Genomic DNA, 26093 nt, shown 5'->3' on the forward strand with positions numbered 1-26093 from the left:
ACCGTCCAGTCGCGCACCGCGAGCCAGGCGCGCCAGGGGCGAATCATCGGGCGCCACCCGACTGGGAGAACATGTAGCCCTTCCCGCGCACCGTGAGGATGACGCGGGGCTCGGCGGAGTCGTCGCGCAGCTTCTCGCGCAGGCGCGCCATCGTCATGTCCACGGTGCGCGTCTGCAGGCCACGCGCGGGCAGATGCCACACGCGCTCGAGCAACTCCTCGCGGGAGATGGCCCGACCCGGGTTCTCCCCGAGGTAGCGCAGCGCGTCCGCCTCGCGCTCCGACAGGTCCATCCGCGTGCCGTCATCGAAGCTCAGTTCGCGGCGCTCCACCACGAAGTGCCCGCCGGGGAAGTCCACGCGGGAGGCCCCCACGGGGCGCTCGGCCGAGCGTCGAAGCACCGCGCCCACCCGGGCCAGCAGCTCACGCACCGAGAAGGGCTTCACCACGTAGTCGTCCGCGCCGAGCTTCAAGCCCTTCACCCGGTCCTCCTCCTGGCCCCGGGCGGTGAGGATGATGACGGGCAGCGTGGGCCGGCTCTTGCGCACCGCCGCCAGCAAATCCAACCCGTCACCATCCGGGAGGACCAGGTCCAGCAGCACCAGGTCCACCGGCGTGCGCTCAGCCACGCGCTGGCCCTCTTCCCGCACGCCCGCCTCGAGGACCTCGTAGCCCTCGAAGCGAAGCGCATCCACGATTCCGCGCCGGATGGCGGGATCATCCTCGACGACGAGCACTCGGCGCGCGGCCATGACGCATCCTACTCCAGGGTGAAGCTCCGCTTGCTCGCCTCGCGCTGCACCACCTGGCCGATGACGCCGTCCAGCGTGTCGTCGCCCTCCGTCGCCTGCGTCTTGCGCGCCTCCGCCAGGAACTGCTGGCGCTCCTTGCCGAGCTGCTGGATGCGCTGCTGCAACGCCTCGCGCTCCTTCTCCCGGGCCGTGAGCCACGCCTTGCGACCCTCGGCGTCCAGGTTGCGCATGGGCTCGGGCAACTCCTCGGCGGCGACGGCGCCCAGGTCCACCTTGTTCTTCTTCACCGCGTCCACCAGGTCCCAGCTCTCGTTGGAGTAGTTCCCGGAGCTCTTCGCCATCGCCCGCGAGGCCATGTTCGACAGCGACACCCCGCGCGAGAGCTTGTCCTGCGTGGCCTGACGCTGCTGGCTCTCCTTGGCCTCCGCACCGCCGTACACCACGTAGGTGTTGTTCAGCTCGGCGCCCAGACGGGCAATCTCTTCATCCTGCGGAGCGGCGAGCTCGACGACCTTCAGGTTCTGGTCGATGTTCATGTAGCTGCCGTCGGCGCGCGTGGCCGCGTCCTTCCAGTGGTCCGCGATGCCCTGCTCGTAGTCACCGCAGTGGATGGTGTTCACCGTGATGCCCTTCTTGCGCGCGGCGGCCACCGCCTCGCGGTAGTCGACCGGGCCCTGGATGAAGGTCTCGTTGCCAGCGACGAAGATGAGCCGCATCGAGTCCTCCTTGGCGCTCCACTCGAGCTTCTGGGTGGCCTCCTGGATGACCTCGCCACCGTGCTCCGAGCCGCCGGAGGTCCGCAGGGCGAACAGCCGCTCGGAGAGGGCGTCCAGGTCCGAGGTGAAGGCCGTCACCTGGCGGATCTCATTCGCGCTGGAGCCCGGAGTGGTGTCGCCGTACGTGTAGAGGGCCAGCTCCAACCGGGGGGCCGCGCCGCCGCGCTTCGCCTTCGCGAAGCGGTTCACGATGTTCCACAGCTGCGTGCGCGCCTGGTCCAAGAGCCCATCCATGCTGCCGCTCGTGTCGAGCAGGAGCGCAATCTGGATGACCGGCGCCGTCTTCGAGTCCACGACCGGAGTCACGGTCGGCGCCACCGGCGGGGACGGAATCACCGCCACGGGCGCGGGCGGAGCGACGGGAGGCGCCACGACGACGGAGGCGGGGGTATCGCCGGGAGAAGGCTTGCCCAACAGGAGCGCGGAGACCGCGAGCGCCGCGGCCGAGCCGAGGATGATGGGGAGCTTGAGGGCCGGTTTCATCGTGTGTCCTTTCGTACCGCGGTGCCCTGGTGAGCACGCTTGGGACAGTAACGAGTGAGCCCTCGTAAAAGGTGTAACCGCCCTGTAACCGCGTGCCGCGCTACCCCGCGTCCCAGAGGAAACCCAGCTCCAGTTCGAGCGCCTCGAACGGCTCCGCGCGCACCTTGGCCAGCCCCTCGTGCTGGGCGATTTTCTGGTACCCCTGCCCCACCAGCCGCCAGACCTCCAGCGTCCGGACCTTCGGATCGATGAGCCACAGGTGCTTCACACCCTCACGCCCATAGACGGGCTGCTTGGCGAAGCGGTCCAGCCGTGCGGTCGATGGAGAAAGCACCTCGCAGACCCAGTCCGGGACGATGGTGCAGCCGACCCCGTCTGGAATCCCCGGCATCCGCTCGCGCCGCCACCCTACGAGGTCCGGGACGAGGACGTTGCCGCCAGACAGATGGAGCTCCGGCTCGAACAGGATGAGCCAGCCACCGGGGCCTCCCCTGCCCTTGCCATAGGGAGCGCTCAACTCACCGTTCAGACGCGACGTCGCCAACGAATGCCGCAGCGCCGGCCTGGGACTGGCATACAGCACGCCATCGATGAGCTCCCCGATGACCGTGTCGGGGAGCGCCTCCAGGTCCGCATAGGTGGCCGGTTTCTTCTCCACGTTGCCCTCACTCCGATAAGCCCCGACGCCCAACCCCGATTCCATGGTCATGCTCACGAAGTAGCACGGGGGTCTGACGTGTTGGGTCGTCCCTAGAGAAACCTCCTTCCAAGGTTGCATCGCCCAGGACTCGAGCGCAAGCCTCGCGCCGGGCCAGCCTCCCGCGCGAAGAACCCTGCATCCGCCATTCCCTCGCGTCTCAGGCGCTGCGCAGCATCAAGCGCTCCACCACGGAGCGGACCTCTCGCAGGCGGGACGGGTCCGTCACCGCGACGAAGATGGTGTCGTCACCCGCCACCGTGCCGGCGAGCCCCGGCACCTCCGGCTCGCGGTCCAACGCCAGCGCCAGCACCGGCGCGTAGCCGGGGCTCGTCTTCACCACGAGCAGGTTCGGCGGCGCCTCGACGATGCTCACGCGCGGACGCTCCGGCGTCGCCACCGGCTCCGTCAGGGACGCGCGTTGATAGCGCCCGCCCACCTTCTGCACGCCCAGCTTCTTGAGCCGCCGCGACAGCGTGGACTGGCTCGGCGCCTGCCCCTCCGCCTCCAGCAGCTCCTGCAAGACGGCCTGATCGCTGATCTCCCGCTCCGAGATGAGCCGAAGGATTTCGTCGTCCAGGTTCATTCCTTCCACCATGCATGCACGTGAATTTCCATGCAAGGAACCCGCATGGAAGATTGCGGGAACAATACTCTTGCGCGCCGCGTCCTTCTGCATAATATCCGCGCCCCATTCGCGGAAATGCACGCATGAAGGTGCATACTCATCCACCTATGCACCGGTCCAGGCCGGGGAGCGCACAGGCCCATGAAGCACGTCACCCACATCAAGGATCTCGGCCCCGCGGGTGTGGAGGCCGTCCTCTCGCAGGCGGAGGCTTGGAAGAAGAAGGCCCCCGGCGCGCTCTTCCCGGGGAGCATCCTGGGCATGGTGTTCTTCAACCCGTCCTTGCGCACGCGCACCTCGTTCGAGGCGGTGATGCTGCGCGGTGGCGGCAACGCCATCATCCTGGACGTGGGCGCGGGCGTGTGGAAGCTCGAGCACCGCGAGGGCGCGGTGATGAACCTGGACCGCGCCGAGCACCTCAAGGAGGCCGCGCCCGTCCTGTCGCGCTTCGTGGACATGCTGGGCGTGCGCACCTTCTCGCAGGGCGGCGGTGACGAGGAGGACGAGGTCGACCCCATCATCAACGCCTTCCGCAAGTGGGCCACCGTCCCCGTGGTCAGCATGGAGTCCGCGCGCGAGCACCCCTGCCAGGGCCTGGCGGACGTGCTCACCCTGCGCGAGACGTTCGGCTCCACCCAGAAGCTGCCGGTGACGCTGACGTGGGCGCCCCACATCAAGCCCCTGCCCAAGGCGGTGCCCAACTCGTTCCTGCTCAGCGCGGCCGCGGCCGGCTGCGAGGTGCGCGTGGCCCACCCACCCGGCTTCGAGCTGCACCCGGCCGTGCGCGCGGAGGCGGAGGCGTACGCCAAGGCCACCGGCGGCAGCATCACCTACACCCACGAGCAGGACGAGGCGCTCGCCGGCAGCCGCGCCGTCTACGCCAAGTCCTGGGGCCCGACGGCCGCGGCGGCCTTCTCGCCCAACGACGTCACGGCGCTGCTCGCGTCGTACTCCGGATGGATGCCCACGCTGCGCACCATGTCGCGCGCCGCCAAGGACGCCGCCTTCCTGCACTGCCTCCCCGTGCGTCGCAACGTGGAGGTCGCCGACGAGGTCCTGGACCACCCCAGCAGCCGCGTGGTGGACGAGGCGGGCAACCGCTACCACGTCCAGCGCGCCCTCCTGCACTGGATGCGCTCGCAGTCCCTCTGAACCGAGGCGCCCTTCCAGGCGCGCCCGTCACCCTTCTTCCTTTCGAGGTCTCCCGTGCCCCTGTCGCCCGACCCGTACTCCGCGCTTCGCAACGCCGCGCGCTATGTGCAGCAGTTCCGTCGCAAGACGTTCGTCGTGAAGCTCGGCGGCGCCATGCTGAGCGACCCGCGCCTGCGCCGCTCCGCGTGCGAGCAGATCGCCCTCTTGTGGACCTTCTCCATCCGCCCCGTCGTCGTGCACGGCGGCGGTCCGGAGCTGGACACGCTGTGTGACGCCCTCCACCTGCCGGTGGAGAAGGTGGCGGGCCGCCGCGTCACGTCCGCGCCCGTGCTGGACGCGGCGAAGATGGTGCTCGCCGGCAAGCTGCACACGGACCTGCTCGCGGACCTGCAGGCGGCGGGCGTGCCCGCGGTGGGCCTGAGCGGCGTGGACGCGGGCCTCATCAAGGCGCGCAAGCGTCCCCCCGTCATGGTGACGGAGCCGGGCGCCACCGAGGGCCGGCTGGTGGACTACGGGCTGGTGGGCGACATCGAGGCGGTGGACACGCGCGTCGTCGAGCACCTGCGCTCGGCCGACTACGTGCCCGTCATCGCGCCCCTCTCCGGCGGCGTGGACGGCGCCGTGTACAACACCAACGCGGACACCGTGGCGGCGGCGCTGTCGGTGGCCCTGTCGGCGGAGAAGCTCTTCTTCCTGGTCCAGGTGCCGGGCCTGCTCAAGGACCTGAACGACCCGACGTCGCTGGTGACGCTGGCGAACCTGACGGACCTGGCGACCATGGAGAACACGGGCGCCATCTCCGGCGGCATGCGGCCCAAGGCGCACGCCATCCGCCACGCGCTCGTGGGCGGGGTGGGCAGCGTGCACCTGGTCAGCGGCGTCGCGCCCAACGCGCTGCTCGAGGAGGTCTTCACCAACGAGGGCAGCGGCACCATGGTCGTCCGCGAGAAGGCGCCCAAGACGGCCGCCGGGAACGCGGGATGAAGCCGGCGGAGCTGCTCCAGGCGCTGGTGGCCATCCCCAGCGTGTCGGGTGACGAGCGTCTCATCGCGGACACGGTGTCCGGGTGGGCGGAGGGCTGGGGTGCGCGCGTCCAGCGCAAGGGCCACAACGTGTGGTTCTCCGTGGGCAGCGGCCCCCGACGCCTGCTCGTCAACTCGCACCTGGACACGGTCAAGCCGTGTGCCGGGTGGACGTACGCGCCCCACGCGCCCGAGTGGCGCGAGGACCGCCTGTACGGCCTGGGCAGCAACGACGCCAAGGGGTGCGTGACGGGGATGCTCGTCGCGGCCCGCACCCTGCTCGCCGAAGGCGCGCCCCAGGGCGCCGAAGTCGTCTTCGCCTTCACCGCCGAAGAGGAGACCGGAGGCCAGGGCCTGGGCACGCTCCTGCCCGAGCTGGGGCCGCTCGACGCCGCGGTGGTGGGCGAGCCGACCAGCCTCAAGCCCTGCACCGCGCAGCGAGGCATGCTGCTCCTGCGCTGCACCGCGCACGGCAAGAGCGCGCACGTGGCGCACGCGCACAAGGCGCAGGCGGTCAACGCCATCCACATGGCGGCCGGGGACATCTCCAAGCTCGCGGAGCTGCGCTTCCCGTCGCATCCGCTGCTGGGTGAGGCGCGGGCGCAGGTGACGCAGATCTCCGGGGGCCTGGCGCGCAACCAGGTGCCCGACGCGTGCGAGTTCTTCGTGGACCTGCGCACCACGCCGAGCATGGACCACGCGCAGGTGGCGAAGGAGCTGGGCGAGGCGCTCCAGAGCGAGGTGAAGGTGCACTCGGCGCGCTACCTGCCGAAGGCGACGGCGGACCATCAGCCCATCGTCCGCGCGGCGATCGCGGCGTCGGGCGAGGCACCGGTGGGCTCCAGCACCACGTCGGACTGGGCCTTCCTGGGCGAACTGCCCGCGGTGAAGGTGGGCCCGGGCGACACGCTGCGAAGCCACCTGGCGGACGAGTACATCACCCGGGCGGAGCTGGAAGCCGGCGCCGCCTTCTACACGCGCCTTCTGCGCGGCTACTTCGAGGAGGTGGCCCGTGGCTGAAACCCTGTGGGGCAAGGGCGCCGCGCTCGACGCGGTCATCCATCGTTTCACCGTGGGCGACGACCCGGTCGTCGACCTGTCGCTCGCGCCGCACGACGCGCTGGGCAGCGCCGCGCACGCGCGCATGCTGGGCAAGGTGGGGCTCCTGAAGGCCGAGGAGTCCCGCGCGCTCGTGCGCGCGCTCAAGACGCTGCACGACGAGGCCCGCGCGGGCCAGTTCACCATCCGCCCCGAGCAGGAGGACGGCCACACCGCGCTGGAGGCGGCGCTCGTGGAGCGCGTGGGCGAGCCGGGCAAGCGCATCCACCTGGCGCGCTCGCGCAACGACCAGGTGCTGCTCGCGGTGCGCCTGTTCCTGCGCGAGGAGGTGCTCGCGCTCGGCGCGGGCGCGGTGAAGCTCGCCGAGACCTTCCTCGACTTCGCCCAGACGCATCAGCACGTCGCCCTGCCGGGCTACACGCACCTGCGCCGCGCCATGCCCTCCACCTTCGGCATGTGGGCCATGGCCTTCGCGGAAGGGCTGCTCGAGGAGCTGGAGGCGCTGCGCGGCGTGTGGGGCCGGTTGGACCGGTGTCCGCTCGGCGCGGCCGCGGGCTTCGGCGTGCCGCTGCCCATCGACCGTGAATACGTCGCGTCGCTGCTCGGTTTCAGTCGCGTGCAGAGAAGTCCCATCGATGCGCAGAACGGCCGCGGTCGCCACGAGACCGCGGTGCTGACATGGGCCTGCAGCGTGGCGGGCACGCTGGAGAAGTGGCTGTGGGACGTGCAGCTCTACAGCACGGACGAGTTCGGCTTCCTGGGCCTCCCGGACGCCTTCACCACCGGCTCGTCCATCATGCCGCAGAAGAAGAACCCGGACGTGGTGGAGCTGGCGCGCGGACGGTGCCGCGAGCTGCGGGGCCTGCTGCACCAGGTGGAGGCCGTGGCGAGCGGACTGCCGTCCAGCTACCACCGTGACTTCCAGCTGCTCAAGCGCCCCACCCTGGCGGCGCTGTCCTCCAGCCGCTCGCTCTTGGATGTGCTGTCCCGGCTGGTGCCGGTGCTCCAGGTCAAGGCGGACGCGGCGCTGGCCGCCTGTGACGACACGCTCTATGCGGCCCACCATGCGTACACGCTGGTGGCCGGTGGACAGGCCTTCCGCGACGCGTACCGGCAGGTGGGCCGGGAGCTGGCGGACGGCACGTTCCATCCGGACCGCGAGGCCTTGACGGCCACCCACCTGGGTGGCGCCGGCAACCTGGGACTGGCCCAGGCCCGAGAGGAGCTGGGCGCCCAGCGCGCCTGGCTCGACGACACCCACCGCGCCCTGGCCACGGCGGCCGAGCGCGTCTGGGATGTGTGACGACGATTCCCCGCGAGGAGTGATGACATGAGCAAGAAGAACGTGGTGCTGGCCTTCTCCGGCGGACTCGATACCGCTTTCTGCACGGTGTACCTGCGCGAGCAGGGCTACGACGTGACCACCGTCACGGTGGACACGGGCGGCTTCCCGCCCGAGCAGCTGGCGAACATCGCGGCCCTGTCGGCGAAGCTGGGCGCCGTGGAGCACATCAAGGTGGACGCGCGCGGCACCCTCTTCGAGGGCTACCTGCGCTACCTCATCGCCGGCAACGTGCTGCGCGGCCAGCTCTACCCCCTGAGCGTCTCCGCCGAGCGCGCCTGCCAGGCCGTGGAGGTGGTGCGCGTGGCGCGCGAGAAGGGCGTGCAGTCGCTCGCGCACGGCAGCACCGGCGCCGGCAATGACCAGGTGCGCTTCGACGTGGCGTTCCGCTCGCTGGCGGGAGACCTCGAGCTGCTCACCCCCATCCGCACGCTGGGCCTGAGCCGTCAGCAGGAGCTGTCGTTCCTGGCCGAGCGCGGCATCCACATGCCGCCGAAGCTGGGCTCGTACTCGGTCAACGAGGGCATGTGGGGCACGTCCGTGGGCGGCAGCGAGACGCTCAACTCGTGGAGCGCGCTGCCCGAGGCGGCGTTCCCCTCCGGCGAGATTCCCACCGACCTGAAGCCCCGCCCGCTGACGGTGGGCTTCGACAAGGGCGTGCCCTCGTCGCTGGACGGCAAGGCGCTGGGCCCGGTGGAGCTGGTCGAGGCGCTCAACGTGCTGGGCCGTCAGTACGGCATCGGCCGCGGCGTGCACCTGGGTGACACCATCCTGGGCATCAAGGGCCGCGTGGGCTTCGAGGCGCCCGCGGCGCACCTGCTCATCACCTCGCACCGCGAGCTGGAGAAGCTGGTGCTGTCGGGCAAGCAGCTCTTCTGGAAGGAGACGGTGGGCAACCTGTACGGCTCACTGCTCCACGAGGGTCACTTCTTCGACCCGCTCGTGAAGGACCTGGAGGCGTTCCTCACGTCCTCGCAGGAGCGGGTGACGGGCGAGGTGCGGCTGGTGCTGCACCCGCGCACGCTGGTGGTGGAGGGCGTGCGCTCGCCGTACTCGCTGATGGACGCGAAGGTGGCGACGTACGGAGAGGCGAACGTGTTGTGGACGGGCTCGGAGGCCGCTGGCTTCGCCAAGCTGTACGGCGTGGCGCAGATGCTCTCGCACAAGGCGAAGGGAGGCTGACATGAAGGTCTTCGTCGACAAGGTCGGTAGCGTCACCCGCAACCTGGGGCTGGGCCGCACCGTGCACCTGGCGCCCGAGGTGAAGGCCGAGGAGGGCGCCGTCGTGGCCGTGCGCATCCACGGCGAGAAGAGCGTCTACAACCAGCTGGAGGACTGCCACGGCCGGCTGGTGACGCTGCACGCGGGCGACATCATGGTGGGCGCCCTGGGGCACCGCAACGCGCTGCACGGCTACGAGGGCGTGGTGCCGGAGTCCGTCACCGTGGGCCAGCGGCTGCACGTGCTGAACATGGGCGGCGTCATCGGCAAGTGCACCTCGCACAACCCCGGCGTGGGCATGCCCTTCGAGGCGGAGGTGCTCGGACAGGTGCTCGAGTTCCCGGAGCTGTTGTCGCGCAACGGGCAGCCGGCGCACATCTCCTCGGGCGCGCTCAAGGGCACGGGGACGATGGTGAAGTGCCCCGTGGTCTACGTGGTGGGCACGTGCATGAACGCGGGCAAGACGTACGCGGCGAGCGCGATGGTGCGCAAGCTCGCGCAGGCGGGCTACCGCGTGGGCGGCGCGAAGCTCACGGGGGTGTCGCTGATGCGCGACACGCTGAGCATGCAGGACTCCGGCGCGGACGTGGTGATGGACTTCACGGACGCGGGCATCGTCTGCACGGGGCCTCGCACGGCGGCGCGGGTGGCGCGGGTGCTGTTCAGCGAGCTGGCGTCGGCGGACGTGGACGTCATCGTCGCGGAGACGGGCGACGGCATCATGGGTGAGTACGGCGTCCAGGCGATTCTGGCGGACCCGGAGCTCAAGGGCCTGGCGGGCGCGTGGGTGATGTGCGCGAACGACCCGGTGGGCGCGGCCGGCGGAGTGCGGCACCTAAAGGAGACGTACGGCATCGAGGTGGACGTGCTGGCGGGGCCGGCGACGGACAACGCGGTGGGCGTGCGCTTCGTGGAGCAGGTCGTCGGGGTTCCGGCGCGCAACGCCCGCGCGGACGCGGCGGCGCTGGGTGGTCTCATCCTGGAGAAGCTCACGCCCAAGCTGGGCGTGGGGAGGAAGTCATGACGCGGGCACATATCTACATCCTGGGCGCCTCCGGCTTCGGCGGCGGCGAGCTCTTGCGGATTCTCTCCGGCCACCCGGCGGTGGCGGGCATCCGCGCGGTGTCCCGGCACCACGCGGGCGAGCCCATCCACAAGGTGCACCCGCACCTGCGCGGGCTGGTGGACGCGAAGTTCGAGGCGGAGCCGGACTGGCGCTGGCTGGCCGACTCGCAGCAGCCCGTCGTCTTCAGCGCGCTGGGCCACGGGGAGCTGGCCACCCAGTTCCTCGGCCTGGAGAAGAAGTGGGCCGAGGCCGGCCTCGCCGAGCGCGTGCTCCTGGTGGACCTGTCCTCGGACTTCCGCCTGGACCACCCGGGCCGCTACGCGGGCGCCTACGGCAAGCCGCACCCCGCGCCGGACCTGCTGGGCACCTTCACGTATGGCCTCACCGAGTGGAAGCGCGAGGAGCTCAAGGGCGCCAAGCGCATCGCGAACCCGGGCTGCTTCGCCACCGCGGTGCAGCTGGCGCTCTTGCCCATCGCGTCCACGCCGGGCCTGGGCCTGCTGGCCGTCTCGGGCGTGACGGGCTCGTCCGGCTCCGGCTCGCTGCCGGGCGAGGGCACGCACCACCCCACCCGCGCGCACGACTTCCGCGCGTACAAGCCGCTCGAGCACCAGCACGAGGCGGAGGTGGAGGTCATGCTGGTGGCCCACGGCGCGCAGCGCCACCGGTTGGCCTTCGTGCCGCACTCGGCCCCCATGGTGCGCGGCATCTTCGCCACCGTGCAGTTCGAGTGGCCCGAGCATGGCGGCGCGGTGGTGACGCAGTCGCTGACGGACAAGTTCCGGCGCTACTACGAAGGCTCGAAGTTCGTGCGCATCGTCGAGGGCACCCCGCGCATCGCCGCCGTCACCGGCAGCAACTTCTGCGACATCTCCGTCGCGACGAAGGGCCGCTCGGTGGCCGTCATGGCCGCGCTGGACAACCTGGTGAAGGGCATGGCCGGCCAGGCCGTGCAGAACTTCAACGTGTCCCTGGGCCTGCCCGAGGACACCGGCCTGCGCCAGGCGGCCTGTTACCCGTGACGAAGCCCGCGCCCGCCCCCGAGTCCCTTCGGCGGCGGGCGCGGTGGCCTCACGACTCCGTGCCCGCGGGGCGCATGCACGCCAGGCCCAAGAGAGCCCTCGTGTAGACGAGGGACCCAGGCATCGCCGCGGGCCGCTGTCAGGAGTCACCGTTCCACACGGTCGGGTATGTGGAAGCCCCCACTTTTCGTCTGAGCCGTGCGCGCGCTCGAGCGTGAGAATCCTCCGCCAGCGCGTCAGGCCCTCCGTGTGCCCGCGTCCGGGTTGCGCTCTCGCTCCCTGCTCTCGACGAAAGGCCGCGCATGCCCATCGCTGAATGTGCTGGAGGCTGTCCTCGCGTCATCTCGCTCTCGGTGGACCCCGCGGGAAATCCCGTGGCCGCGGCCCAGCCGGAGCACTTCGCCACCCGCTACCGACACTGCCCCTCTTGCAGACGCTTCTGGTGCGAGCGCTGCATCGGCGGGGCCCTCGCCTGCATTCGCTGCGATGGCCCGCTCGAGTCCCCCACGCCGCGCCACGCGCTGGACATCCTCTTCGGCGGACGGATTCCCGAGGGGCTGCTGGCCAGCATCGACCTCGAGGCCGCGACCTCGGAGGACGACTCGAAGCGCCAGGGAGGGAACTAGCCATGGCTCGCACCGCACGCGCCCTGCTCTTCGGTCGCAATCCCTCCCAGCACGACACCTTCGACGTGGAGGCAGAGGCCGCCGAGGCCCTGGGGTTCGACACGTATCAGGTGGACCTGGCCGCCCTGCTCAACGGCAACGCGGAGCTGGCACTCGAGGCCATGCCGCGCCAAGGCCCCCTGCGCCTGCTCTACCGGGGGTGGATGCTCACCGAGGAGGAGTACACCGCGCTCGACGAGGCCCTCTCCGAGCGCGGCCACCGGCTCACCACCACGCCCACGCAGTACGCCGCCGCGATGTACCTGCCCCACTGGTACCCGCGGCTCGCGCGCTACACCGCGCGCTCCATCTGGACCGAGGGCACCGAGGCCCGCGAGGCCTGGAGTGAAGCGGTCCGCGTGCTCGGCCCTCCGCCGTGGATCCTCAAGGACCACGTGAAGTCCGCGAAGGAGCGCTGGGAGGAGGCCTGCTACGTGCCCGCGGGCGCCACGCTCGAGGACTTCGCGCGCACGTGCGAGAACCTCGTGGAGGAGCGCGGCGAGCGCTTCGAGCGGGGACTCGTCGTCCGCAAATACCTGCCCCTCAAGGTCTACGGCCGCACGCCCACCGGCCCCGCCCACCTGGAGTTCCGACTCTTCTTCGGCCACGGCCGCCTGCTCGCCGCCGAGCCCCAGCATGAGTTCGACGTCGAGGTCCCCGATTTCTCATCCTTCGAGCCCCTGGGACGTCGCATCGACTCCCCCTTCTTCGCCCTCGACGTCGCCATGCTCCAGGACGGTGGCTGGGCCGTCGTCGAAGTGAACGACGGAGGTGTCTCCGGCCTGCCTCCGGGCCTGGACCCTCGCGTCCTCTTCGAGCCCTTGCTGGGGACCGGGTAGACAGGCACCCGCCGCCCCATTTGCGCCTGGGTGCCTCGCCTCGCGGGGCATCTGGGTTATGGTCCGTTCCTTTGAAGTTTTGACGTCAAAACAGGCAAGGAACGATGCATTTCGAATTGGCCTTCGTCCTCATCTTCGCAGTCGCGACCGCGGTGGCCATCGCGGCGCGGTACTTCAAGATTCCCTACACGGTGGCCCTGGTGGTGGCGGGGTTGTCACTGGGAGCGGTGCATCTGTTCGAGCCACCGCACCTCACCAAGGAGCTGCTCTTCGCCATCATCCTGCCGGGCCTCTTGTTCGAGGCGGCGTTCCACCTCGAGTTCCGCAAGTTCTGGAAGAACAAGCTGACCATCCACGCCATGGCGATTCCGGGCGTGGCGGCGTCGGCGGGCCTGACGGCGTTCATCCTCTCGCACTGGGTGGAGGGGATGAACGTGGTGACGGGGTTCGGGATGATTCCGGCGATGGTGTTCGCGTCGGTCATCGTCTCCACGGACCCGATCGCGGTGGTGGGCCTGTTCAAGTCGCTGGGCGCGCCCAAGCGGCTGCTCATCCTGGTGGAGGGCGAGAGCCTGCTGAACGACGGCACCGCCGTGGTGCTCTTCACGCTGGTGGTGGCCGTGGCGATGGGCGGCCAGTTCACCGTGGGCGGCGCGGTGATGGACTTCATCAAGGTCGCCGGCATGGGCATGGTGGTGGGCAGCGCGGTGGGCTACGTGGCCGCGCGGGTCATCAAGAAGGTGGATGACGCGATGGTGGAAATCACCTGCACCGTCATCGCGGCGTACGGCTCGTTCGTCATCGCGGAGAACTTCCACTACTCGGGCGTCATCGCGACGGTGGTGGCCGGCATGCTGTGCGGCAACTGGGCCACGCACGAAGGCATGAGCCCCACCACGCGCGTCGCGGTGGAGAGCTTCTGGGAGTACTGGTCCTTCGCGCTCAACTCGGTGGTGTTCCTGCTCATCGGCCTGGAGGTGAACCTCACCTCGCTGCTCGCGTCGTGGCAGCCGATTCTGGCGGCCTACTTCGCGGTCATCGCGGGCCGCGCGGTGGTGGTGTACGGCGTGTCCGCCATCCTGAGGCGCACGTCGGAGCGCATGCCGTGGTCCTGGAGCGCGGTGCTCACCTGGGCGGGCTTGCGAGGCGCCATCTCCATGGTGCTGGTGCTGAGTCTTCCGGCGGACTTCACGCACCGCGAGCTGCTCGTGAACATGACGTTCGGCGTGGTGGTGCTCTCCATCGTGTTCCAGGGCCTCACCATGGCGCCCTTGCTGCGCAAGCTGCGCATCACCGGCCTCAAGGACGAGTACCAGGAGCAGTACGAGCTGGCCCGCGGCCGACTGGGCGCCATCCACGCCGCGATGGCCGCGCTCGAGGCGATGCGTCGCGCGCGGGAGATTCCTGCCGACGTGGTGAGCCAGGTCGAGAAGGACTACCAGGAGAAGGAGCGCGTGATGGAGGCGGAGCTGGCGCAGCTCAAGCAGCAGTCGATGCGCTTCCACGAGGAGGAGCACCAGGAGGCCATCCGCCGCGTGCTCATCGTCGAGAAGGAGTCGCTGCTCAAGGCGTACCAGTCGGCGACCATCGGCAAGGAGGCCTTCGCGAGGCTCACCGCGGAGCTGGACGAGCGCATCGCCCAGGCCGACGCCGCCGAGGCCCACACCTCGTCGCCCGCCGCACCGTCGACGCCCACGAGCGCCGTCGGGACCTGAAGCACGTCAGGGCACGGGAGGCTTCGGTGACTCCGGAGCCTCCGGTGCCTGGGCGGACAGGGACTGCTCGGGCAGGCGAATCACCTGTCCGGGGAGCGCCTCACCGAGGGGCGCTTCCGTCGTGGCACTCGTCGTCGAGGCGCCCAGGGTCTCCACCGCGCTCGGGGCCGGCACCACGGCAGCCGCCTCCTCGGTGACGACGGGCGCCGCCACGGAGGGGGCTTCGGCGGCTGGAGCGCTCTCGAGAGAAGGCGTCGCCGCGGCCTGCGCGGAGGCCACCTGGGCCTCGCGCTGTTCCAGTCGGGCGCCGCCCTGCTCCGCCGCGCGGAGGAACTCGTCGTACTCGGACTTGCGGGACTCGGACTTCGCCTGCGTCTTCTCCGTCTGCTTCGCCGCCGCGTCCCGACCGAGCTTCAGCGCCCGGGCGCTGAGCACCACGCCGCCCGCGAAGGCGACGACGTTCAGCACCGAGCCCAGCCCCCCCAGCCACAGCGAATCCGCGCCGCTCTGCACGAAGCCCAGCGCGAGGACGAAGGTGGCGCCGGACACCGCCGCGCCCGCCGCCGTCTTCCAGGGCCGCAGCTCCATCACCCGGCCCGCGCCGTAGCAGAGCGTCGGCAGCACCGCGAGCAGCCACAGGTTCTCGAGCAGCACCGCCACCAGGATCTTGAGCGGAGCGAAGGACAGCGACTGCACCCGCTGACTCAGCCGCAGCGTCAGCGACACACTCAGCGTCGAGCCGAGGACCAGCGCGATGAAACCCAGTCCCACGATGAACTGGAAACGGCGGATCCGAACGCGCAACGGCTCGAGGGCACTGGTCTTGGGGCTCACGCCCGGCAGCCTACTCCACTTCAGCCCTCGTCCTCGTCCGCGTCCGCTTCGCCCCCCGCTGAGCGAGGAGGCGGGCCGTCCGCGTAGAAGACCTCCTCCATCACCAGCCCCTGGGGCGGCGCGGTGGGCCCGGCGTTCTTCCGGTTCCGAGAGGCCAGCACCTCGGCCACCCACGCCTCGGAGCGACGCCCCTTGCCCACCTCCACCAGCGTCCCGACGAGGTTTCGGACCATGTGCTTCAGGAAGGCGGTCCCCTCCACCACGAAGCTGATGGCCCCTCCCGGCTCGCCCTCGACGGACAGCCGGCGCACCTCGCGCACCGCGTGCTTCGCCTGGCAGTCCGACGCCCGGAACGCGGAGTAGTCATGCCGGCCCAACAGGTGCGCCGATGCCCTCCGCATCGCCTCCACATCCAGCGGCGCGAACACCTCCCAGTGCGTCGTGCGCAAGAGCGGCGAGCGCGTGCGGCGATTGTTCACCCGGTAACGGTAACGCTTGCCTCGGGACCAGCGCCTCGGGTCGAAACCCTCGGGCGCCTCCACCGCGCTCACCACCGCCACATCCTCCGGCAGCAGGCTGTTGAGGCCCTGCACATAGGCCTTCAGCGGCAGCGCACGTTCGGTGTCGAAGCAGATGACCTGCCCCGTCGCATGCACGCCCGAATCCGTGCGTCCGGCGGAGCGCACGGACACCTGTTCTCCGAGCAGCCGTCCCAGGGACTCCTCGAGCACGGCCTGGAGCGCGCGGCCATTGGGTTGCACCTGCCAGCCCACGTACCGCGTGCCCTCGTATTCGAGCGTCAGCTTCAACCGAGGCATGTCAGCGGTACTTGAGCCAGGACTCGAGGAGCTCCGCCACCATACGGCCCGGCTGCACGTTGTTGCGATGGGCCACGGCCTCCAGCGCCTCCATCTGCTCCTCGGTGAGCGGCACGGCCAGCATGCGCGGCTCGGTGCGCTCCTCGGGGCCACCGGGCGCGAGCGCGGCGATGCCGGGCGGAATCGTGAGGGGCGTGGTGACGGCGGGAGACGGCTCGGCCATGGGCGGCGGAGCGGAGTCCAGCGCACCGACGACCTCGGACAGCTCCAGCGCCTCCTCGGAGGTGGGCGCGGTGGCCTGGCGCGCGCGATGACGACGCTGCTCCTCCTGGAGCTCATCCTCGAAGAGCTGCTTGATGAAGTTGGCCAGGTGCAGCGGCGAGGGCGTGAAGTCGTACGCGTCCAGGAACGCGTCCAGGTCCTTCTGCATCTCCGCTGCCGTCTGATATCGGCGGTCCCTGTCCCGCTCGAGCGCCTTCATCAGGATGACTTCGACGCGCTCGGGCAGGTCCTCGCGGAAGTACGAGGGCGCGTAGATCTTCCCCTCGGTGATGCTGCGCATCACGGCGACCTCGGACTCGCCCGTGAAGAGCTTGAAGCCCGTGAGCCACTCGTAGAGCACGACGCCGAGCGAGAACACGTCACTGCGGCAGTCCAGCGCCTTGCCCAGACACTGCTCGGGGCTCATGTAGCTGAGCTTGCCCTTGATTTCGCCCGTGCGCGTCTGGCTGACCTGGTTGGCCGCCTTCGCAATGCCGAAGTCGAGGATCTTCACCGAGCCGTCGAAGGCGACGACGATGTTCTCCGGCGACACGTCCCGGTGAACGATGTTGAGCGGGTTGTCGTAGAGGTCCGCCTTCGTGTGCGCGTGGTGCAGGCCCGCGCAGACACAGGACGCAATCTTCACCGCGTAGACCAGCGGGAAGGGGATGCCGAGCGCCTCCGCCTTGGGCACGACGCGGCGCATGTCGCGGCCAGCCACGTACTCCATGGCGATGAAGTAGCTCTCGGCAATCTTTCCCAGGTCGTGGATCTGCACCACGTTGGGGTGATTGAGCTGGGCGGCGAGCCGAGCCTCGTTGAGGAACATCTTCACGAAGGCCGCGTGCTTGGACAGGTGCGGGCGGATGCGCTTGATGACGACGGGCGACTCGCGTCCGTCCTCGCCTTCCTGGTGCGCGAGGAAGATCTCCGCCATCCCTCCGACGGCGATGCGGTCGATGAGCCGGTACTTGCCGAAGCGACCGGTTTCGCGCTGCTGCGGTGCGGCGGGAGACATGGACCCTGGACCTTAACCCGCGCCAGGGCACGTCGCGCTAACGAAGTTGGACGACGTGGACCTTCAAGGCCGGCTCCTGGCCAGGAGGGCTCGGGAAGTCGAGGGAAGAAGGACCCGAAGAACTCAGCCCCCTCCCCTGTCGTCCGGCCAGGGCGATGCCCTCGGCCACCATCGTCTCGAAGCGCTTCAGGGGCAGGCCCGCGTGGTTGCAGCAGGCGACCAGCCGGCCTCCGGGAGCAACGACGCGAGCGGCGGCCTCGGCCAGTCGGGCGTAGTCGCGCGCCGCGGAGAAGCGGGCCTCCTTCGTGTTGGAGAAGGACGGTGGATCCGCGATGACGAGGTCGAACGTCTCGCCCTTCTTCGTCAAGCGCTTGAGCCAGTCGAAGACATCCCCGGCCACATAGTCATAGCGGTCCGCGGACTGTCCGTTGAGGCGCGCGTTCTCCTCGCCCCACTCGAGCACGCGGCGGCTCGCGTCCAGGTTGAGCGCCCGCTTCGCGCCGGCCGCCGTGGCGACGACGCCGAACGCGCAGGTGTACGAGAAGAGGTTGAGCACGGTGAGGCCGCGCGCCTCGTTCAGGAGCCACGCGCGGGTGTCGCGCATGTCCAGGTACAGCCCGACGGAGAGGCCCTGGCCGGGGCGGATGAGGAAGGACAGGCCGTTCTCGAGCGCCGTGAGGGACTCGACGGGCTCACCGCGCGCTGCGCTCTCCGGCGCGAGCGTCTCCTTCGCCACGTTGGCGAGGACGCGGGCCTCCCGGGGGCGACGCTTGAGATAGAGGCTCGTCGGGGCCCACGCGGCCATGGCGGCGTCGAGGAGGGACTCTTCTTCCGAGGGGGAGAGGTCGCGGTAGAGGCTGACGACGTACATCCCGCCGAAGCGGTCGACGGTGACGTCGGGAACGCCGTCCGCCTCGCCATTCAGGACGCGGAAAGCGGTGGTGCGAGGGTCGTCGAGCAGGGGGCCCCGCCGGGCCTGCGCGGTCCGCAGTGTGTCCACGAGGGTGGGCATGGGCCCTCCCTGTATCAGCTTCCCAGTCGCGCGCGGGACCAGACGCGCTCGAGCGCCTCGGTGGCGGCGAGGGACAAGTCCACGTAGTCGGTGCCGAGCAACTGACCCTCCCGCACACGGACGCGGCCATCGACGATGGTCCAAGCGACGGGAGAGCGGGCGAGCTGGCCGATGAGATAGGGCGAGTAGCCCGTCTCGGGGTCCGCGGCCGGAATCGAGTCGTAGACGACGAGGTCGGCGAGGCTGCCCTCTTCGACGGTGCCGGAGGGCAGACCGAACAGGCGCGTGCACAGCTCCGCGGGGCCGCTGACGAGCAGGTGCGCGAGCGTGCTGTCCACGTCGGGCAGGTGACCCGCGCGGGAGATGCGCAGCACGCCGACGAGGGCCGCGAGCAGCTCGTCCTGCAGGGTGCCATGGCCGCCGGTGCCCAGGCCGAGCAGGTGCAGGCGAAGGAGGATGGCCTCCATCGGGTCCGTGCCGCGCTCGAGGGTGCGCACGCCGCGGGCCGCGAGCGAGACGAAGGTCTCGGTCTGCTCCAGGCGGGTGGCCTCGGCGCTGTCCAGGGCGCGGGCGTAGCCGGCGATGGCGCGGGGGCCGAGCAGTCCGAGCGAGTCGAGCCGGGGCACCACGCGCTGACCGTGTCGCGCGTAGGTGGTGCTGAGGTCGTCCTCGTTCTCGGCGAGGTGGAAGACGGTGGGGACGTCGAGCTCCGCGCTCAGGCGGGAGATGCGCGACAGGAGCGCGTCCTCGCAGGTGTACGAGGCGTGGAAGCCGAGCGCGCCGCGCACGAGGCGGTGCTTCGCGTGACTGCGGGCGAAGTCCGCGTTGGCATCGAGCCACGCATCGGCCTGGGTGGCGCCGTCCATGCTGTGGGTGGCGTGACTGGTGACGAGCCGCAGGCCGACGCTCTCGGCGGCGCGGGCCTGGGCGGCGAGCCCTCCGGCGACATCGGAGCAGGCCAGGTGCTCGACGACGAGGGTGACGCCGTCGCGCAGGGCGCGCGCGGCGGCGAAGCGCGTGAGGGCCTCCACGTCCTCGGTGGAAACGAGGCGGGCCACGCGGCGCATGCGCTCCAGTCGCTCGCGAGGCGGCAGGAGGAGGAACTGGCCATTGGGCGGCAACAGCTGCCCGTTGACGAGGTGCGAGTGGCTGTCGACCAGGCCCGGAGCGACGAGGCGCCCGCGACAGGCGACCTCCCAGTCACCCGGCAGCACGGGTACGTGGGCGTCGGGAGCGACGCGACGGATGACGCCACCTTCGACCACCACGGCCATGCCACGGCGGACCCGACCGTCCGCTCGGAACACAGCGCAGTTCTTCAGCAGCAGGCGACCTTCCATGTCCGGCATCTGTCATAGCACGGGGTCAGGAGGGCGGGAGTGGAGTAAATCCGGGAATCCCGGGCCCATAACGAGGACTTGCCATCGCCCAATAGTCGAGGCAGGCCCTGGATGGGAGTAGCGCATTTCCGTGACTCTCCCGCATTTCGTGCGGACAGTGGTTCCAGATAGTGAGCAGCACTCAACAACGCAGTAGGTCGAAGTTGGAGTTTCACCGGTCTCGTTGAGAATGAGCCGGTGCGGTACACTTCCATGCACCACCCTTGACCTGATGCGGCAGCAGAGGGGCCAAGGCCCTCCACTGTCACTCGTTCAATTCGTAGCGCATCACGCCGGCTTGCCTCCCTACGGAGGACAAACCGGCGACGGTGCATCCAACAGACAGGGCACAACTGACGATGCTCATCAGCCCTCGAAAGTGCTTGGTTCTCGGGGCTGATAAGACTCGGAGCCTACTGCGCCACCGAGTTCATTCTTCGTATCGGACGGCGGCTGGCTTTCCTACCAAAGCAACTCAGCCTTGGCCCTCAACATTTTCATGAATCTTGAAAACTCTCTCGACGAAGCGAACTGCAGCTTATTGCAAGAGACCTCCGCGCCACTTTCAAGAATCTCATTCCACTTGGCTTTGCCGGTTGGCGAGGGCAGCACGTCAACAACGGCTCGAACGCCGCGAAACTCAATACTAGCATCTGCCTTGCTTCGTCGAGCATGAAGCCGTCCAATACTGGCTGCCTTTCGTTTGGCTGCGGCCGCGTTCACCGCCTTAATGAGAACGATGTTTTCCCATACATCCACGGCCGCCCGATTGGCACGCACCTTCGGTACGATCACCAAGACTATGTGGGCCGAAAACCACTTCTCTCGCGCACGCTTAGCCACGGTGGCCACGACAGTACTCCTTCCATGCAGCTTGATAGTCCAGCGCTAGTCTCGAATTTCCTGCACGCCGCGCCTCTTGCTCCCGCCCCTTGAGGTATTTGCAGAGGTCAGTTCCCTTCGGGAGTCTGCCGATCTCTTCACGGATTGGAGTCGTCGTTACGCCGCCCTTACCGCCCTTGCCCATCTCGCACACATTCGGTGGAGCTGTGGGATTGCTGGGAGGAGCATCTGGAACCGGAGGTGCTGATGGGTTATCCCAGGGCCAGTGGAGATCGCCCAGGCACTGCGTCCCAATGCAGTAGACGCCGCCAGCAATCAAACCAGTCGCAACTGCGGCTTCCCCAAGGGCTAATCCAATCCCGACAGGAATGACGAGCGGATTTCGTCCATTCAAATCCACCTTGTTGATGGAGTTGTTCTGTGCGTAGGCGTACGTGGGCAGTGACTCTCCCCGCTGGGCGTACATCGCTACGACGTCTGGGTTCTGAAGAACCGGCTCTGCCTGGAGGTATCCACCTATCGATGGATTATAGAAACGATTCCAATTTTCAGCGAATCCCGTTTCGTCATCGTGGTACTGGCCCGGGAAACGCAGCGGAATCCAGAAGGGCTGCGCTCCAGACTGGTACCGCTGATACTCGTACCCCTCCAGCACCACGCCCTGGTAGCCCGACGCGGCCGCCCCGCTCGCTGCAAAACGCACTTCCACCCGCCCATTCGCCGGCTGAACCCACGGCGTCACGACATTCCCCTTCCTCACCTCCGAGGTGGAATGCAGGCTCGCCGTCGTGTCCACATCCACCAGGCTGACGCTGGCCGCACCACTCTGCGTATCCACCAGGTGGTACAGCGCACGCATCCTCACCACCTCCACTCCCGCACTCACCGGCTGCGTCAGCGTCCCCAGACTCACGCTGCTTCCGCTCGTGTACGGGTGCGCCGTCTCCGCCACTTGCGACACCCGGTTGACGTGCCCAAACGGGTCATAGTCCGCGGCCCCCGCCACTCGCCTCGAGGCGTCCAGCATCACCACCGGCTTGTCGAGGTGGTCCACCACCGGGAAGTACACCCCACACGCAACCGCCTCCTCGTTGCGCGTGCAGCTGCCCACCCCGTCCGCCTGGCGCGCCCACGCGCTGCTGAATTTCGCGCGGATGACGGCCACCGACTTGCCTCCCAGCCATACATAGTCGTCCGTCGTGTAGTGCCCCACCGCCGTCGCGAAGCCGTCACTCCCCCGGTCCGTCAGCAGCTTGTGCCCGTAGCTGTTGAAGTACTCGTCCTTCGTCCCTCCGGGGTACGCCTTCAGTCGCCTCCGCCCCTGCGCGTCGTAGAAGTAGTTGTAGATGAGTCCATTGCGATTGACGGCCCGGAAGACGGTGTCCGTCGCGACGCCAGTCTGCGCGCCCTCGTCGACGCCATACTCGAACCCTTGCACATACACCTGCGTCCCACTCACCCCAGGCGCCCACCGCTGCGACGTCACCCGCCCGTCCGCGTCATGCGCCAGCGCATACCTCAGCAGACTCCCTGACGCCGTCTTCCCCCACTCCGCCAGCCTGTCCACCGCTGGCGCCGACGCCATTGTGTACGCATATGCCGTCCCATCCGCGGACATGCTGGTGCGGTTGCCTCGACTGTCGTACCCGTAGCTCCGACTCGTGTACGCACCTCCCGTCGCCGCCACATTCCCCGTCGGCCTCCCCGCCGTCACCAGCCTCAGGCTCCTGTCGTACCCGTAGGTTTCGACTCGTGGCGTCGTCGCACCCAGCACGCACGTGTCCACCTGCGACACCTGGTCCCCACTCCACGTGTACGTCCGCTTGTAGATGTCGCCACTCCCCGCCCCTGGCGTCAGCGTCCCCGTCGACACCCGCAGCGCCCTCAGCCTTCCCGTCAAATCCCCACCCGACACACTCGGCGCAGACGCGGGGCACGCCGTGGGCACCTCCCCGGCATTGCCTCCCAGCATGTACTCCACCGCGCTGCTGTTGCTCGTCGTCGGGTGATTCACCTGGTAGCCCCTCAGCTGCCCATAGGGCTCCCAGACGACGCCTTGAATGAGTCGCGTGTCCGTAAAGCCCGAGCTGCCCCACAGCCTCACGTCCACCGCCTGCACCCTGTCCGCCGCCGCCCCCGTCCCGTACACGTACTTCACCACCCGGCCATGCGGGTAGGTGACGACGTCCACATTCCCGTTGGCCGTGTACGTGTAGAAGGTGTGCGGCTTGTCATTCAGGCCCGCCGAGGCGCACCCCGTCTGCCCCTCGCGCAGTCTCACCTCGCCAGCCAGTCGGCCGTGCGCGTCGTACTGGTACCAAGTGCGCCCGAAGGAGTCGTGCTGGTAGCGCAGCCGCCCCCGCGTATTCGCAGGCTGCGGGCAATCCACCGGCGGCGTGCTCGTCGCATCCCCCGTGTCCGTCACGTCGTATGAGAGGACGAAGAGGTTTTGCACCGCCGGCGTACTGGACGAGGAGATGAAGTGGCGCTTGCGCCTCAGCAGCCGGCCCACCGCGTCGTACTCCTGCGACACCCTCTCCCCGTGCGCTTGCATCTCTGGGGACGCCTTCTCCACCAGCAGCCCCAGCGCGTTGTATGCGTACCGCGTCGTCCCTGCCCCTCCCACTCCGTCCTGAGTGTGCGGCAGCTTCGCCCATACCAGGTTGCCGAAGTCGTCATGGGCATACTCGCTGGCGGGGCTTTCCGCTGTGCAACTCCCGCACTCATTCCCCGTGCCCACCGCGCACCCCTGCCGCACCGCCGTCACGTTGCTTTGCACGTCGTACGAGAAGCACGTGCGCTGACTCACCCCCGTGGAAGGGAATTCGTCCAGCTTCGCCAACCTGTCCAACCTGTCGTACCCCAGCGAAGCGCAGAGAGTCGACACGGGCTGCCCCGCGCTGTCCGGCCCTCCGCACACCGCGGGCGCCGCATTCGAGGCAAAGCCCACCCCCGTCAGGTTTCCATTCGCGTCAAACAGACGCGTGGCAGCAACCGGCGACGGCAGGTTGCCCAACCCCTGGTAGGTGGGGTTTCGGCGGGCGTCCGCCGCGAATGTCACCACCCGCCGCGTCTCCGCCGCGCTGCCCGTCCACGAGAGGTACGTCTCCGTCTTCACCGTCTCGTCCGGCCAGTACGCGTACTCCACCTTCTCCGTCCAACTCGCCCCATTCGCGTCCGCCCCCTTCGCCCTCCACTGCAGCAGGTATGTCGGCGTCCCTCCCACGCACCCCATCCCCGTCGTCGTCCCCGTCCGGTAGCAGAAGACGTCGTAGTTGCCCTGCGGGTGCTGAATCGCCTTCAGCCTCCCGTTGTCGTAGCTCACCTGCGTCGTCGTCGTCACGCTCCCCGCAACCACACTCTGCCGCGTCAACTGACTCTGGTTGTACTGACGCTCCACCACCACCCCGTTGAAGTCCTGCACTCGCGTCGCATTGCCGTAAACGTCGTAGTCCAGGTACTGCGTCTCCAATGACGTCGCCCCTCCGCACCCACCCGGCAGCACCGACTTCTTCTTCAACTGGTTGCGCTTGTGCCCCGTCTCCGTCGTCGCCCAGTACTCGTACTTCACGACGGGGAATACCGTCCCCACCGGGCAACCCGTAATCGTCGCCACGTCCGCCGTCTCATCCACGAAGCATGGGCCGTGCGTCTCCAACTCCCGCCCCTGCGCATCCACCGTCCCCACCCCTCCGCACTGCGGCGCCCCGTAATGGAAGAGGCCCACCCGCTTCTTCACCACCTGCCACGCCCCCGCGGTGTTGTTCCACACCTGCGTCCACCCCGTCCGGAACTCCGCCTTCAGCCGGTTCGTCGCCGTGTCGTAGACGAATTGCGTCTGCGCCACCCCACCACCCGGCGCCAGCACGCTCGGTACCTCCAGCCTCTCCAAAAGCCTCTCGTACGCCGGCGCCGCGCGCCCCGTGCTACCCAGCGTGTACTTCAAATCCGTCTGCGCCAACGCCCCCGTCCCACTCGAGTCCTGCGCCCCCTCCACCAGCCTCGTCAGCGACTTCATGTGCTGAATCGGCACTCCCGCGTCCCCCTCAACCACTCCCGCGTCCGGCACCGCCGCGTGCGTGTACAACTCCCACGCATTGCGCCGGTCCTTGTGTGCCTTCGGCATCGCCGGAATAGTCGACGTGTCCCCGGGAGCCAGCGGGCACTCGTACTCCCACTTCTGAATCCCACCCACGAAGCCGGGGCAGGACGTCCCGTCGCATCGCTCCTCCATCGAGTTCAGCCGCCACGTCTGGTGCTGGTAGTGCGCCGGCGCCGACACGAAGCGCGACGTCATCGTCGTCGCCCCATTCGCCCCCGTCCCCAACCCCGCCTTCGAGTCCACGAATTCTCGCGTCGGACGCGTCCCTCCGTGCACCAGCGTGCACGCATCCGCCACCCCGGGGTTGCTGCTCGTCACGTCGTTGATGGTGAAGTCGTGCCCCTCCCCCTCGTCCCGCGTCGCCACCGTCCCGTTGTAGTAGTAGCTGTGTCGACTCGTCAGCGCTCCGCCCTCCTTGCGCTCGAACGTCGTCGTCGCATTCCCTGAAACGGGGTACGTGTACTCGATGCTCCGCCCCGTCTGCGGGTAGTCCACCTTCACCAGGAAATTCGACGCAGGCTTGTACTGGTACTGCACCAGCGTCTTCTCCGTCGCACCACCGTCCTCCTGCGACTCCACGTTGATGTGGTCCAGCACGCACTCCGTACGCCCTCGCGTATTCACCAACCGCTGGTAGTAGAAGCGCAGCACCGTCCCGTCTCGCGTCGTCACCGTGTTGATGTACGGCACCCCGGGCGTCGACCCCGCGCCTCCCACCGGGCACAGCGTGTCCGGCGTCGTCCCTCCCGACGTCACCGGCACCGCGTACGTCACCACCGCGCGCGGAATCTCCGTCGCTCCCGTCGGAGCGTACTCCGTGTCGAAGATGCGCGTGAGGAAGTAGTGCCGCGCCCCCGTCCCGTCCGGGTGCACGTACACCGCCTCATGCTCGTACCTCCCGCTCTCCTCCCGGTAATAGACGAACTTCTGCGGCCACGTCCCTACCGTCGCCACGTCCTGCCACAACCGGTCCGCCGCATTCTTGTTGTTATCGTTGACGTACCACCGCCCAGACACCGCCGCCTTGCTGCTCAACTGGTACGTATTCCGAAACCCGTCCACGTCCCGGATTTCCGCCTCTGCTCCCGACGCGGACCACTTGTAGACGGCGCTGTAGAAGTTGTGCCACCAGTTGAGGCTTCCCCCATTCCGGTGCTCTCCAAACGGCCGCGCGAGGTAGTTGTTGCTTGTGCTCGGCAGGAAACCCTCCGAGAAACGTGAGTACGCATACGAGCGCGCCGGCGACACGTACATCCGGATGAACGGCAGGCTCCCCTGGCTCAGCTTCAGCTCGAAGTCCTGCTCCCGCAGGTACGAGTACCCGTCCGACACATTCACCGGGTCCCCATGGAAACCGGGCGCCTCAATCTTCGGCATCGGCGGCGGCC

The 26093-nt window shown here is 68.8% G+C and carries 21 protein-coding genes; 10 read left to right on the top strand and 11 right to left on the bottom strand.

The features are described 5' to 3' along the window. Positions 1-43 precede the first annotated feature (43 nt). The 4 genes from LXT21_RS02090 to LXT21_RS02105 form a co-directional block, all read right to left on the bottom strand. The gene (locus LXT21_RS02090; RefSeq protein ID WP_254036395.1) at positions 44-751 is read right to left on the bottom strand and encodes a response regulator transcription factor; all 708 of its coding nucleotides are present in this window, start codon (positions 749-751) and stop codon (positions 44-46) included. Between the two features lie 8 nt (positions 752-759). Continuing rightward, on the bottom strand, positions 760-2010 hold the full coding sequence (locus LXT21_RS02095; RefSeq protein ID WP_254036396.1) for a vWA domain-containing protein: 1251 nt from the start codon (positions 2008-2010) through the stop codon (positions 760-762). Positions 2011-2110: 100 nt separating this feature from the next. After that, on the bottom strand, positions 2111-2668 hold the full coding sequence (locus LXT21_RS02100; protein ID WP_254036397.1) for a Uma2 family endonuclease: 558 nt from the start codon (positions 2666-2668) through the stop codon (positions 2111-2113). Between the two features lie 199 nt (positions 2669-2867). After that, on the bottom strand, positions 2868-3305 hold the full coding sequence (locus tag LXT21_RS02105) for an arginine repressor (RefSeq protein ID WP_082165339.1): 438 nt from the start codon (positions 3303-3305) through the stop codon (positions 2868-2870). A gap of 171 nt (positions 3306-3476) precedes the next feature. Between LXT21_RS02105 and LXT21_RS02110 the strand changes: the two genes are divergently transcribed. The 10 genes from LXT21_RS02110 (at position 3477) to LXT21_RS02155 (ending at position 14438) form a co-directional block, all read left to right on the top strand. After that, positions 3477-4487 (top strand): N-acetylornithine carbamoyltransferase, encoded by a 1011-nt coding sequence (locus LXT21_RS02110; RefSeq protein WP_254036398.1) that lies wholly within the window; start codon positions 3477-3479, stop codon positions 4485-4487. A gap of 54 nt (positions 4488-4541) precedes the next feature. Beyond that, a complete protein-coding gene (argB, locus tag LXT21_RS02115) occupies positions 4542-5471 on the top strand; it encodes an acetylglutamate kinase (protein WP_046715157.1) in 930 nt (309 codons plus the stop codon). Continuing rightward, complete coding sequence (locus LXT21_RS02120) at positions 5468-6529, top strand: M20/M25/M40 family metallo-hydrolase (protein ID WP_254036399.1); 1062 nt, start codon at positions 5468-5470, stop codon at positions 6527-6529. Before argB ends, LXT21_RS02120 begins: the two co-directional genes overlap by 4 nt. Continuing rightward, on the top strand, positions 6522-7871 hold the full coding sequence (argH, locus tag LXT21_RS02125; protein ID WP_254036400.1) for an argininosuccinate lyase: 1350 nt from the start codon (positions 6522-6524) through the stop codon (positions 7869-7871). Before LXT21_RS02120 ends, argH begins: the two co-directional genes overlap by 8 nt. Positions 7872-7898: 27 nt before the next feature. After that, positions 7899-9092 (top strand): argininosuccinate synthase, encoded by a 1194-nt coding sequence (argG, locus tag LXT21_RS02130; RefSeq protein ID WP_254036401.1) that lies wholly within the window; start codon positions 7899-7901, stop codon positions 9090-9092. A 1-nt stretch (position 9093) separates the two neighbouring features. Then, complete coding sequence (locus tag LXT21_RS02135) at positions 9094-10155, top strand: DUF1611 domain-containing protein (protein WP_141323715.1); 1062 nt, start codon at positions 9094-9096, stop codon at positions 10153-10155. Then, a complete protein-coding gene (gene argC, locus LXT21_RS02140; protein WP_254036402.1) occupies positions 10152-11219 on the top strand; it encodes an N-acetyl-gamma-glutamyl-phosphate reductase in 1068 nt (355 codons plus the stop codon). Before LXT21_RS02135 ends, argC begins: the two co-directional genes overlap by 4 nt. A gap of 302 nt (positions 11220-11521) precedes the next feature. Further along, positions 11522-11845: a hypothetical protein gene (locus LXT21_RS02145; RefSeq protein WP_254036403.1), complete on the top strand. Its 324-nt coding sequence runs from the start codon at positions 11522-11524 to the stop codon at positions 11843-11845. Positions 11846-11847: 2 nt separating this feature from the next. Beyond that, complete coding sequence (locus LXT21_RS02150; RefSeq protein WP_254036404.1) at positions 11848-12723, top strand: ATP-grasp domain-containing protein; 876 nt, start codon at positions 11848-11850, stop codon at positions 12721-12723. A 104-nt stretch (positions 12724-12827) separates the two neighbouring features. After that, positions 12828-14438, top strand: a complete 1611-nt coding sequence (locus LXT21_RS02155) for a Na+/H+ antiporter (RefSeq protein WP_254036405.1) — start codon at positions 12828-12830, stop codon at positions 14436-14438. Between the two features lie 6 nt (positions 14439-14444). On the opposite strand, the gene LXT21_RS02160 is transcribed toward LXT21_RS02155, so the two are convergent. The 7 genes from LXT21_RS02160 to LXT21_RS02190 all read right to left on the bottom strand — a co-directional run bounded on the left by LXT21_RS02160 (position 14445) and on the right by LXT21_RS02190 (position 26082). Continuing rightward, on the bottom strand, positions 14445-15272 hold the full coding sequence (locus tag LXT21_RS02160; protein ID WP_254036406.1) for a hypothetical protein: 828 nt from the start codon (positions 15270-15272) through the stop codon (positions 14445-14447). 20 nt (positions 15273-15292) lie between these two features. Further along, complete coding sequence (truA, locus tag LXT21_RS02165) at positions 15293-16090, bottom strand: tRNA pseudouridine(38-40) synthase TruA (RefSeq protein WP_254036407.1); 798 nt, start codon at positions 16088-16090, stop codon at positions 15293-15295. Between the two features lies 1 nt (position 16091). Continuing rightward, a complete protein-coding gene (locus LXT21_RS02170; RefSeq protein WP_254036408.1) occupies positions 16092-17369 on the bottom strand; it encodes a serine/threonine protein kinase in 1278 nt (425 codons plus the stop codon). Positions 17370-17406: 37 nt separating this feature from the next. Continuing rightward, entirely contained in the window at positions 17407-18381 is a 975-nt protein-coding gene (locus LXT21_RS02175) for a class I SAM-dependent rRNA methyltransferase (protein WP_254036409.1), read from the bottom strand. 14 nt (positions 18382-18395) lie between these two features. Then, a complete protein-coding gene (locus tag LXT21_RS02180) occupies positions 18396-19721 on the bottom strand; it encodes an amidohydrolase family protein (protein WP_254036410.1) in 1326 nt (441 codons plus the stop codon). A gap of 501 nt (positions 19722-20222) precedes the next feature. Beyond that, positions 20223-20612, bottom strand: coding sequence for a hypothetical protein (locus LXT21_RS02185; RefSeq protein WP_254036411.1), 390 nt, complete (start codon positions 20610-20612; stop codon positions 20223-20225). Beyond that, positions 20596-26082, bottom strand: coding sequence for an RHS repeat-associated core domain-containing protein (locus LXT21_RS02190; protein ID WP_254036412.1), 5487 nt, complete (start codon positions 26080-26082; stop codon positions 20596-20598). Before LXT21_RS02190 ends, LXT21_RS02185 begins: the two co-directional genes overlap by 17 nt. Positions 26083-26093: the final 11 nt, after the last annotated feature.

Source organism: Myxococcus guangdongensis (assembly GCF_024198255.1).
Taxonomy (GTDB): domain Bacteria; phylum Myxococcota; class Myxococcia; order Myxococcales; family Myxococcaceae; genus Myxococcus; species Myxococcus guangdongensis.